9 protein-coding genes are annotated in these 11500 nt (G+C 65.5%); 7 read left to right on the top strand and 2 right to left on the bottom strand.

What is annotated here, in order from left to right:
• The first annotated feature begins 183 nt into the window (after nucleotides 1-183).
• From GGR62_RS08340 to GGR62_RS08320, 5 genes are all read left to right on the top strand, one after another.
• Entirely contained in the window at nucleotides 184-657 is a 474-nt protein-coding gene (locus GGR62_RS08340; RefSeq protein WP_184407454.1) for a DUF3574 domain-containing protein, read from the top strand.
• A gap of 11 nt (nucleotides 658-668) precedes the next feature.
• Nucleotides 669-1541 carry a hypothetical protein gene (locus GGR62_RS08335; RefSeq protein ID WP_184407453.1) on the top strand — a complete coding sequence of 291 codons (873 nt, stop codon included), beginning with the start codon at nucleotides 669-671 and terminating at the stop codon, nucleotides 1539-1541.
• Nucleotides 1542-1677: 136 nt separating this feature from the next.
• Nucleotides 1678-3279, top strand: a complete 1602-nt coding sequence (locus GGR62_RS08330; protein ID WP_184407452.1) for a hypothetical protein — start codon at nucleotides 1678-1680, stop codon at nucleotides 3277-3279.
• A complete protein-coding gene (locus GGR62_RS08325) occupies nucleotides 3276-4472 on the top strand; it encodes a lysozyme inhibitor LprI family protein (protein ID WP_184407451.1) in 1197 nt (398 codons plus the stop codon). The genes GGR62_RS08330 and GGR62_RS08325 overlap by 4 nt, the downstream gene beginning before the upstream one ends.
• Before the next feature lie 209 nt (nucleotides 4473-4681).
• Nucleotides 4682-5497: a DUF3014 domain-containing protein gene (locus tag GGR62_RS08320; RefSeq protein ID WP_184407450.1), complete on the top strand. Its 816-nt coding sequence runs from the start codon at nucleotides 4682-4684 to the stop codon at nucleotides 5495-5497.
• Nucleotides 5498-5629: 132 nt separating this feature from the next.
• Here the strand turns inward: GGR62_RS08320 and GGR62_RS08315 are convergent, their stop codons facing one another.
• Nucleotides 5630-6337: a glutathione S-transferase gene (locus tag GGR62_RS08315; protein WP_184407449.1), complete on the bottom strand. Its 708-nt coding sequence runs from the start codon at nucleotides 6335-6337 to the stop codon at nucleotides 5630-5632.
• 288 nt (nucleotides 6338-6625) lie between these two features.
• Nucleotides 6626-6925: a GIY-YIG nuclease family protein gene (locus GGR62_RS08310; protein ID WP_184407448.1), complete on the bottom strand. Its 300-nt coding sequence runs from the start codon at nucleotides 6923-6925 to the stop codon at nucleotides 6626-6628.
• A 322-nt stretch (nucleotides 6926-7247) separates the two neighbouring features.
• Between GGR62_RS08310 and mgrA the strand changes: the two genes are divergently transcribed.
• Nucleotides 7248-8282 carry an L-glyceraldehyde 3-phosphate reductase gene (gene mgrA / locus GGR62_RS08305; RefSeq protein ID WP_184407447.1) on the top strand — a complete coding sequence of 345 codons (1035 nt, stop codon included), beginning with the start codon at nucleotides 7248-7250 and terminating at the stop codon, nucleotides 8280-8282.
• Nucleotides 8283-8694: 412 nt separating this feature from the next.
• Entirely contained in the window at nucleotides 8695-11280 is a 2586-nt protein-coding gene (clpB, locus tag GGR62_RS08300; RefSeq protein WP_184407446.1) for an ATP-dependent chaperone ClpB, read from the top strand.
• The last annotated feature ends 220 nt before the right edge of the window (nucleotides 11281-11500 follow it).

The following is an 11500-nucleotide window of genomic DNA, read 5'->3' as shown; positions in this document are numbered from 1 at the left end:
CATCCGGCCGGGCGGGGGGCGCAAAGGGGGCGGATCGTCCACATTCATCCGGATGGAGAGATGTTATCGCGTTGTTCAGGCGCGTGCGAGATGGCACAGTGCGCGCACGCCGGCATCAGCTGATGCCCGGCCTGCATGAGCTTGCTTCAAATCAGCCCGCCCAGACCCGTTGTGGAGAAATCGATGAAGTTGCTGCCGTCCTGCCTGCTTGCCGCCCTATTGGCGCTGTCCGCCTGCGCGACCACTCCCGGCGGTGCGCCGGGCGCGACCACCGCCAGCCTGCAAGGCGATGCGGCACGGCCGGCGACCGCCCAGGGCTGGGTGCGCAGCGAGCTGTACTTTGGCGTCGGCGAGGAAACCGGCCCGGCCGACCGCCCGCAGACCCGGACGATCGGCGAGGCGCAGTGGCGCGCGTTCCTGGACAAGGAAGTGACGCCGCGCTTTCCAGACGGGCTGACCGTGTTCGACGCCTATGGCCAATGGCTGTTCCGCGGTGCCAAGGAGCCGAACCGGCTAGGCACCAAGGTGCTGGTGATCCTGCACGAAGACACCCCGCAGCGGCGCAACGATATCGAGGCGATCCGCCTGGCCTGGAAGCAGGCCACCGGACACCAGTCGGTGCTGTGGTCGCGGCAGGCGGTTGAGGTGTCGTTCTGAGGCGGGTGACCATGCGCCTTGAACATCTGCACCGAATGCGCGTGAGCGCTGCGCGCGCGCTGCTGTTCGCCGCATTTGGCGGGCTGTCGTTCGCGTCGTTGGCACGCGACACCAGCGTGCAGGTGACGCTCGACGCAAACACGCGTGCGACCGCCACACTGGTCGGCGCACGCCTGCATGTGGTGCTGAACCCGGGCGGCAAGGAGCAATGGTTCGACGCGAACGTGGACGAGGGAGAGGGCGGCACCGGCGTGGACAGCGACGACTACAACTTCGACGGACATCCGGATCTTGCGGTGTCGGCGATGCTCGGCCAGGTCAACGAAGCGGTGCTGGTATTTGTGTTCGATCCGGCGCAACGCCGCTTTCGTGCGCTGACCGCGCCTACCCGCCCGGCGGTGCAGTGCGAAGGATTCTTCAATCTGACGCCCGACAAGCAGCAGCGCAGCTTGACCAGCTCCTGCCGCAGCGGGCCGATGTGGTACGCCGATGTGTATCGTTATGCGGCCGATGGGCGGTTGTATGTGGCCAGGACGCAGCAGCCGATCGCGTCGCCAGACATCCAGACCTTGCTGGATCCAGGTACCGACGCTGGCATGCCGCTATCGGTGTGGCCGAGTTACGACGCGCGCGGGACGAAGGTTTCAAGCGAGATCGGCACCACGCTGGACGCCCCGATGCCGGTTCAACTGCGCGTGCAGGTGGCGCGTCTGCCGCTGTACGCCACGCCCATGGCCACCAGCACCAAGCGCTATCTGGTGCAGGGCGATCGGGCCGACGCGCTGGATGTCAGCACCGATGCCACACGCGTGCAGGTGCGCTATCGCGATGCCGGCCGTGGCGACATCGTTGGCTGGATCGAGGTCGCTGCGGCGATGAAGTAGGGCCGTCGGTGCCACGCAGCCGCCTGCCACGGAACCGATCGGCGCGGTCGCAACGACACGCTCTGATCCATTGCGCGGCTGTCGCGCATGCGGGGCAGCGGCTACCATCGGTCGATCCCCACGCTTCCTGGCTCCCATGTCGGCCCCTTCTTCGCGTACTGCGGCTGCGCCGCGCTGGTTCGTCGCCGGCGACCTCAATGGCTTTTTCGGCCTGGTCGTCGACAATCTCTCCATCCTCGGTTTCATCGCGATGGCGCTCATCGGGATGTTTCAGTTCCCGGCCGAGGTGGTGTTCGGGCGCATGTTTCCCGGCACCGCGTTCGGCGTACTGGTGGGCAACCTGCTCTACACCTTGATGGCGCGGCGGCTGGCCGCTCGCAGCGGGCGCGACGACGTCACCGCGATGCCGCTGGGCCTGGATGCGCCCACCAGCATCGGCATGGCGCTGTTGGTGCTGGGCCCGTCATTCGTCGGCTTCAAGGCGCAGGGGCTGGATCCGCAGGCGGCGGCCATCGCCACCTGGAAACTCGGCATGGCGTCGCTGGTGGTGATGGGCCTGCTCAAGCTGGTGCTGTCGTTCGTCGGCGAAGCGGTCACCCGCGCGCTGCCACGTGCGGCCCTGCTCGGCTCCATTGCCGGCATCGCGCTGGTGCTGATGGGCCTGCTGCCGCTGCTGGAGACGCTGCGCTCGCCGGTGGCCGGCTTCGTCACCCTGGGCTTGCTGCTGTACGTGCTGTTGGCCAAGGGGCGGTTACCGACCAAGCTGCCCGGCGTGCTGGTGGCGTTCGTGATCGGCACTGCGCTGTATTACGGGCTGGGCCTGGGGGGTTTGGGTGCGCCCGGCTTTGCCGTGCCGGAATGGGCGCCGCCGACGATCGTGTTGCCGTTGCCGAATCTGGGCTTTATCGATGGCCTGCCGGCCACAGTGGCGTATCTGCCGTTGCTGCTGCCGTTCGGCCTGTTGATGGTGGTGGGCGGCATCAATGTCAGCGAGAGCGCGCGTGCCGCTGGCGACGACTACCGCACCCGCGACATTCTGCTGGTGGAAGCCTTTGCAACCTTGGTGGCAGGCGTGTGTGGCGGGGTGGCGCAGACCACGCCCTACATCGGCCAGCCCGCGTACAAGCACATGGGCGCACGTACCGGCTATACGTTGCTGACCGGTTTGTTCGTCGGCATCGGCGGCATGTTGGGCGTGATCTCGGGCCTGGTGCAGTGGCTGCCGCTGGCGGTGCTGGCGCCGATCATCGTGTATGTGTCGATCGACATCACCACGCAGGCGTTTCAGGCCACCCCCAGGCATCACGCCGGTGCGATGGTGTTGGGGTTCCTGCCGTCGGTGGCGTACCTGCTGACCATCAAGGCGCCTGGCTGGATCGCGCCGGATCACCTGATTGCGCTGACCACCAAACTCGATGGGCACGGCTTGCCGGAGCTGGCGGTGATCTTCGCGCTGGGCAATGGCTTCATCATCACCGCGATGCTGTGGATCGCCACGGTGGCGGCGATGATCGATGGTCGCCTGCGCCGTGGAGCGGTGTTCCTGCTGGTCGCAGCAGGGCTGACGCTGTTCGGCTTGATCCATTCGGTGGACCCGCGCGGCGGCATCTATCTGCCGTGGTCGCTGCAAGGATTGGCGCGGGTAATCAGCTGGCAGTTCGTTGGTGCCTACGTCGCGCTGGCGGTGACCTTGCTGCTGCTCTCGTTGCTGCCTGCACGCAAGGAGGCGTTGCAATGACATATCGCGTCGGTGTGTTGCGCGCCGTTGTCGGTGGCGCGCTGTTGCTCGGCGTCAGCGGTGCCTGGGCGGCCTCGTTCGATTGCAAGCAGGCAAGTACTGCGGTCGAAAAACGGTTGTGTGCGGTGCCGGCGCTCGGCAATCTGGACGATCAGTTGGACGAGTCCTATCGGGCGCTGGTGGAGACCACGCCGCGCAGTTCGGTAGCGAGCGTGCGCGATCAGCAACGGGCCTGGCTGCGCCAGCGCAACGCCTGCGCGCAGGACGCTCAGCTGGACGATTGCCTGCAGCGCACATTGAAGGCCAGAGCCGATGTGCTGACCAAGGCGCTCACTGCGCAGCAACACGCACTGGACCGCATCATCGCCGGCATTCCCACGGCGCCGGCCGCAGCCGCTGCACAGCTGCGCCAATACGACGGCGGCCTTGCCTCTGCGTGGCTGGTCTATCTGCATCGCTTCGTGCCAGCGGCCGGCGTCGGCGCATCCGACGCGCGCGCCCGCTTTGCGGCGGCGAGTGCTGCGTTACGCAAGCAGGATACGGTCGCCGCTCAGCTGCTCGATACGGACGAGCCGGCCGACGCGCAGGCCGCGCAGGCCCGCGATCTGACCCTGTTGCGGTTGTGGATCGAGCGCAGCGATTACGGCGTGACCGATACGTTGCCAAACGGGCGTCCCTACGTGCATTGCTTCGTGTTCGCGCAGCAGGGCGAAGCCGCTTACGAGGCGATGGGGCCGATGTACGGATCCAGTCGCGACATCGGCGCGCCCATCTGCCAGCCGCAGCCCGGCCTGTTCGATCAACCGGCATGGAAGCGGCTGTATCAGGCGTTTTCTGCAATGATCGAGCGGGCATCCGCCGAGACCGGAACGATGCGCTACGCCGATTTTGCCGCGTGGCGCGTGCTGTCGCTGCAGGCCACGGTCTCGCCGACGCTGTTTCTGTCCCGCCCGCAAGGTGCCGAGCCGCGGCGCGATCCGGCGGCGGCGATCGCCGGCTTGCAAGACGCGGCGCTGTGGTCACAGGCCGAGCGCACTGCTGCGCTGGCTGCCTTGCAGCCGGCGCGCGCGGCGACGGCGCGCTGGTTGATCGAACACAAGGCGATGCAGGCCGCGCAGGCCGACCGCATCGCGGCAGCCGTCGTCGCCGAGTGGGTCGATGCACGCATCGCCTTCGGCGAAGGGCCCGAATGACGCGCGCCGCCACGCGTTGCGGCGGTAAGCTGGATGCGTGGATGAATTGGGCCGTCTGACACCGACACCGACGACACCGACGACATCGACTTGGCGCGGCAGCGGCAGCGGCAGCGGCGACGCTTGGTGCTGCGTATTGCAGGATCGATGGAACCACCGCGATCTCCCATGGTCACACCATGGATGTTGTCGATGTGAGGAGTTCCACAATGCAATCCAAACCGTCGCGTTGGCCGTGGTTGCTGGCCGTGCCCGTCGTACTCGGTGCCGCCTGGTGGCTATTCAGCGGTACTTCGACTGCGCCGGACGCGTTACCCGCGCCAATCAGTCGTACCGCCAGTGCGGTGGCCGCCGCGGTGACCGCACCCACGCCGGCCAACACCGGTCCACGTCACCCGGTGCAACCGCCTTCCGCCGATGCGGCCGATGCGGCGATTCCTGCCCTGGCGCAAAGCGACGATGCGGCCTGGCAGGCGCTGCTGGCATTGGTGCAGGACGACGGCGCGTTGTCGCTCGTGCTGCGCAAGCATCTGATCGAACGTGTGGTGGTGATGATCGACAATCTCACCCAGCCCAGCATCAGCCGCCGTGTCTCGGTGCTGCAGCCGGTGCCGGGTGAGTTGCAGGTCTCCGATGCCGCTGGCGCTGTTGTGATCGATCAGGCCAATGCGGCGCGCTATGCGCCTTACGTGGCGGCGTTTACCGGCGTTGATGCGCAGGCGCTGGCGCGCAGCTATGTGCGTTTCTACCCGCTGTTTCAGCAGGCATATGCCGATCTCGGCGCGCCGGATCGTTACTTCAACGACCGCGTGATCGATGTGATCGATCATCTGCTGCGCACGCCGGATCCGGCCCAGCCGATCGTGGTGCTGCGCGACGAGCGCGGCCGCTACCGCTTCGTCGATCCCGCACTGGAGTCGCTGTCGGTCGGACAGAAGGCGTTGCTGCGACTCGGCCCGACGCAAGAGGCCGCGGTGAAAGCGCAGCTGCGGACAATTCGTGCGGCGCTGCTGCAGGGGCGTTGACGCCACCGTCGCTGGGCGCGACACCAGGCCGCATCGCGTGCCGGCCTGCAACGGCTTGCAAACGCGGCTGGTGCGGTGGAGTGCGTGCTCGGCGGCATCTGCGCTGCGACGCCTGGCATGTCGCCTCAATGCCTAGGCCGCATCCAGCTCCGGGTAGTGACGGAAGATGCCGTTGGTGTTGAACGCCACACGGCGCTCGGAGGCCAGATAGGCCGCAATACGCGGCCGTTCGGCCACGCGCTGCTGCAGTGCTTTCAAGCCGGGCAGATCGGTCGACAGGGTTGCCATGCGCTTGGGGAACATGTACTCCAGGCCGCTGATCAGCTGGAACAACGACAGATCGACATACGAATGCGTGCCCAGCACGTGGACGCCACCAGCCCGGTGCAGCACCTGTTCGAAATGGCCGAGGAACTTGGGTAAACGATTCGCGCGCAGGTCCTGCGCCCGCTTGGCTGCTTCGGCCTTCTGGTCCTGGTAATACAGCCCGGACGCGATTGGATGATGGGTATCGTGCACCTCGGCCACCAGATCGGCGATGGTCAGCTGCAGCTGCAGCGCTTGAATGCGCTGCGCTTCCGACGCTGGCACCAATTGCAGCTGCGGTGCGATGACATGCAGGATTGCGGCGACCTGTGCGACCAGCATGCCGTCGGCTTCGAGGAAGGGCGGTGCGAACGGTTGGGTACCGGCCTGATCGCCTTCCAGAAAACCATTCATCACCGCATCGCCTTGGACACGTGCCACATCGGTGTAGTTGGCGCCGGCGTCTTCCAGTGCCAGGCGCACGAATTCGCCGCGGCCTTGCAGGCCGGTCCAGTAATACAGGTTGTAACGCATGCGTTGCTCCATCATCCACAGCGCTGCAGGTTAGAAGCTGCGATGTAGGGTGAGGTGAGTGCGAGGCGAACTGCGAGGTATGGAAGCAGGCGCGCACTGCAGTATTGGTGTGCCATGAGTCGCTTGCCGACGGTGGGCGTCAACGGTCTGCAGCCTGCGCCATGCCACGCCGTTTGCCTCGGCACCAAGCCTGCGCGGCGCAGCCATCGCTTCGCACCCGAGGGTGGTCGTGCATCGCATCTCCAAGGGGCATGCACGGCCTACACAGCGTGACCTGGAAACCCTCCGCTAGCCAGGGATGACCGAAGCGTCGGCGGGCGAAGACTGCGGCGGTTGTGCCTGCAGCCAGGCCAGCTTGCGCGCGCGCGGTTGCTGCTTGAGCTGCCATTCCGCGCGCGAGGCGCTGGCACGGTCCGGGTACGCATGGCTGGCGATCACCTGCAGCGGTGGATTCGCCCGCGTGTAACGCGCGCCGGTACCACGCAGGTGCGCCTGAAAGCGGCGTTCCAGATCGTTGGTGATGCCGGCGTAGTAGCTGCCGTTGCTGCACAGCAATAGATAAAGATGCCAGGGCTTGGGCGCTTCCATCCGCGCATTATCGCGGTTGACAGGATCTTTTGTGCGCCGCGTCGTCGAAGCACCCGCGCTACGGGGACGGGCTTGTTCGTCGGCGCGTGCAGGAGCGGCGGTCACCGTTGCAGGCAAGGTCGTTGAGGGTTCAAGCGCGGCTTCCACTGCTGCTGTTTCCCGCTTTTTTTACGCCGCTTTGGAGATGATGCAGCGCGTATCACACCGAAACCGCAGCGGGGTGGACGGCCTGTGTGAACATGTCCGATACCCGGTGCACCAGTATTCGGGCTTGCACGTTCCCCACGACGCTTCTGCGCACGCTGAACAACCGGACACTTCGATGACCTATCTCGCACACCCCGATCGCTACGACCGTATCGCCTACCGCCGTGTCGGTCGCAGCGGACTTGTGTTGCCTGCCTTGTCGCTGGGCCTGTGGCACAACTTCGGCGACAGCACATCGATCGACACGCAGCACGCGTTGTTGCGCACCGCCTTCGATCTGGGCATCACCCATTTCGATCTGGCCAACAACTACGGCCCCCCGTACGGCAGTGCGGAGATCAACTTCGGCCGCTTGTTGCGGGAAGATTTCAAACCGTATCGCGATGAGCTGATCATCTCCACCAAGGCCGGCTGGGACATGTGGCCTGGCCCGTACGGGCAGGGCGGCAGCTCGCGCAAATATCTGCTGTCCAGTCTTGACCAGAGCCTGCAGCGGATGGGCGTGGACTACGTGGATATCTTCTACTCGCATCGCTTCGATGTGGACACGCCGCTGGAAGAGACCGCCGGTGCGCTGGCCAGCGCGGTGCAGCAAGGCAAGGCGCTGTATGTGGGAGTGTCGTCGTATTCGGCGGCGCGCACACGCCAGATCGCCGCGCTGCTGCGCGAGTGGAAGGTGCCGCTACTGATCCACCAGCCGTCCTACAACCTGTTCAATCGCTGGGCCGAGCACGACTTGTTCGATGCCACTGACGAGGTCGGTGCCGGAGTGATCGCGTTTACGCCGCTGGCGCAGGGCGTGCTCACCGGCAAATACCTCGACGGGGTGCCGAGCGATGCGCGCGTGAATCGGCCTGGTGGCCATTCGCTGCGGCCGGAACATCTGTCCGACGACAATCTGCAGCGTGCGCGTGGACTGGATGCGATTGCGCGGCGGCGTGGGCAGAGCCTGGCGCAGCTGGCGTTGGCATGGGTGCTGCGCGACCTGCGGGTGAGCTCGGCCTTGCTGGGCGCCAGCCGCCCCGAGCAACTGATCGAGAACGTCGCGGCCTTGCAGGCACCGGCCTTCAGTACCCAGGAACTGGCCGAGATCGATCGCTACGCGGTCGAGGGCGGCATCAATCTCTGGGAAAAGCCGGCCACCGATTGAGCCGGAGCAAGCGATCGCCGTGCCTGCAGGGTGGGTGTTGCGTTGCTGAAGGTAGGGAAGCACGCACTGTGGCGATCGGCTGGCGATGCAGGAAGGCTGGTCAGCGCCAGCGCCAGCGCCTGGCCTGGCATGGCGTTGCTGCATCGGCTGCGGCTTCTGTGGAGTGAATGACGGCCGGGCGTCCGCTTGCGTTGACGCGCCAGCGGGCCGCCAAGGCATCGTTGCGGTGGAGCGGTCGGCCTGCCGGATCGATCGATTCGACCCGCCGAAGGTCGCGGCCAGCGACCAGTTCGGACCGGCCCGCCTGCGCGCGACCGCACGGTTGGTGCCCGCCAAACCTTGAAACCCCGCACAGCAGCCGCATCTGCACGGTATCGCCGGCGTTGCCGGCCACCCGTTCAGAGGATTCCCCATGCGGATGGACAAGCTCACCTCGCGGTTCCAGCAGGCACTGGCCGACGCACAGTCGCTGGCCGTGGGCCGCGACCACAACATCATCGAACCGGTGCACGTGCTGGCTGCGCTGCTCGACCAGAGTGGCGGCAGCACGCGCCCGCTGCTGTCGCAGGCCGGCGTCAACGTGCCCTTGTTGCGCGAGCGGCTGGGCGAGGCGCTGGATACGCTGCCCAAGGTGTCGGGGCAGGAAGGCAATCTGTCGATCGGCAACGATCTCAACCGCCTGCTCAACCAGACCGACAAACTCGCCCAGCAACATGGCGACGCCTTTATCGCCAGCGAGTGGTTCGTGCTGGCCGCTGCCGACGATGCCAGCCCGCTGGGCGTGGCCTTGCGCGCGGCCGGCGGCGACAAGAAGAAGATCGAAGCGGCCATCGACAAGCTGCGCGGTGGCGAAACCGTGCAATCGGAAAACGCCGAGGAACAACGCCAGGCGCTGGAGAAATACACCATCGATCTCACCGCGCGTGCGGAGAGCGGCAAGCTCGATCCGGTGATCGGCCGCGACGAAGAAATCCGCCGCACCATTCAAGTGTTGCAGCGGCGCACCAAGAACAACCCGGTGCTGATCGGCGAACCCGGCGTGGGCAAGACCGCGATTGTCGAGGGCCTGGCGCAACGCATCATCAACGGCGAAGTGCCCGAAGGCCTGCGCGGCAAGCGCGTGCTGTCGCTGGACATGGGCGCGCTGATTGCCGGCGCCAAGTTCCGCGGCGAGTTCGAAGAGCGCCTGAAGGCGGTGCTCAGCGACCTGTCCAAGAACGAAGGCCAGATCATTCTGTTCATCGACGAACTGCACACCATGGTCGGCGCGGGCAAGGCCGATGGCGCGATGGACGCCGGCAACATGCTCAAGCCGGCGCTGGCGCGCGGCGAGCTGCATTGCATCGGCGCCACCACGCTGGACGAATACCGCAAGTACATCGAAAAAGACGCGGCGCTGGAGCGGCGTTTCCAGAAGGTGTTCGTGGGCGAACCGACGGTGGAAGACACCATCGCGATCCTGCGTGGCTTGAAGGAACGCTACGCGGTGCATCACGGCGTGGAGATCACCGACCCGGCGATCGTGGCGGCGGCCACGTTGTCCAACCGCTACATCACCGACCGCCAGTTGCCGGACAAGGCCATCGATTTGATGGACGAAGCGGCATCGCGCATCCGCATGGAGATCGACTCCAAGCCGGAGGAACTTGATCGCCTGGAGCGCCGCCTGATCCAGCTGAAGATCCAGCGCGAGATGCTGAAGAAGGAAAAGGATGACGCGTCCAGGCAACGCCTGTCCGACCTGGAAAGCGACATCGACAAGCTCGAACGCGAGTTCTACGACCTCAATGAGTTGTGGAAGTCGGAAAAGGCGGCGCTGCAGGGCACCACCAAGGTCAAGGAACAGATCGAGCACGCCAAGCTGGAACTGGAAGCCGCGCAGCGTCGCCAGGACTACGCCAAGATGAGCGAGATCCAGTACGGCGTATTGCCGCAGCTGGAGAAGCAGATGGCGCTGGCCAACGAGGTCGAACATCACGACTTCAAGTTGGTGCAGGACCGCGTGACCGCCGAGGAAATCGCAGAAGTGGTGTCGCGCTGGACCGGTATTCCGGTCAACAAGATGCTCGAAGGCGAGCGTGACAAATTGCTGCGCATGGAAGATGAGCTGCATCACCGCGTGGTCGGCCAGAACGAGGCGATCAAGGTGGTGTCCGATGCGGTACGTCGCTCACGCGCCGGCCTGTCCGACCCCAATCGCCCGAGCGGTTCGTTCCTGTTCCTGGGGCCGACCGGCGTGGGCAAGACCGAGTTGTGCAAGGCGCTGGCGGATTTCCTGTTCGACAGCACTGAAGCGATGATCCGCATCGACATGAGCGAGTTCATGGAGAAGCATTCGGTGTCGCGCCTGATCGGTGCGCCTCCGGGCTACGTGGGCTACGAGGAAGGCGGCTATCTCACCGAGGCGGTGCGCCGGCGTCCGTATTCGCTGATCCTGCTGGACGAAGTGGAAAAGGCGCACGCCGATGTCTTCAACATCCTGCTGCAGGTGCTCGACGATGGCCGTCTGACCGATGGCCAGGGCCGCACCGTGGACTTCCGCAACACGGTGATCGTGATGACCTCCAACCTGGGCTCGCATCAGATCCAGGAGCTCTCCGGCGATGGCAGTGCCGAGGCCTATACGCAGATGAAGGCGGCGGTGATGGGCGTGGTGCAGGCACATTTCCGCCCGGAGTTCATCAACCGGCTCGACGACATCGTGGTGTTCCATCCGCTGGACAAGGCGCAGATCAAATCGATCGCGCGCATCCAGTTGCATGGGCTGGAAAAGCGCCTATCCGAGCGCGGACTCAAGCTGGATCTGGACGATGCCGCGCTGGAATTGCTGGGCAATGTCGGCTTCGATCCGGTTTATGGCGCACGCCCGCTCAAGCGTGCGATCCAGTCGCAGGTGGAGAACCCGCTGGCCCAGCAGATCCTGTCCGGCCAGTACCTTACTGGCGACACGGTGCGCGTGCGTGCCGAGGGGGGGCATCTGGTGTTTACCAAGGGCTGAGCTGCAAGCGGGTTTGTCGGTTGGGTGTCGGCAGCAGTGCATTGCGGCCCTCATCCGGCGCTGCGCGCCACCTTCTCCCGCACGCGGGAGAAGGCAATCGGCTTTCGCCTCATAGTGACTCTCCACCTTCTCCCGCACGCGGGAGAAGGCAATCGGCTTTCGCCTCATAGTGACTCTCCACCTTCTCCCGCACGCGGGAGAAGGCAATCGGCTTTCGGCT

This window comes from Xanthomonas sp. 3075 (genome assembly GCF_014197275.1).
Taxonomy (GTDB): domain Bacteria; phylum Pseudomonadota; class Gammaproteobacteria; order Xanthomonadales; family Xanthomonadaceae; genus Xanthomonas; species Xanthomonas campestris_B.
This window is presented reverse-complemented; position numbering and strand designations above follow the sequence as displayed.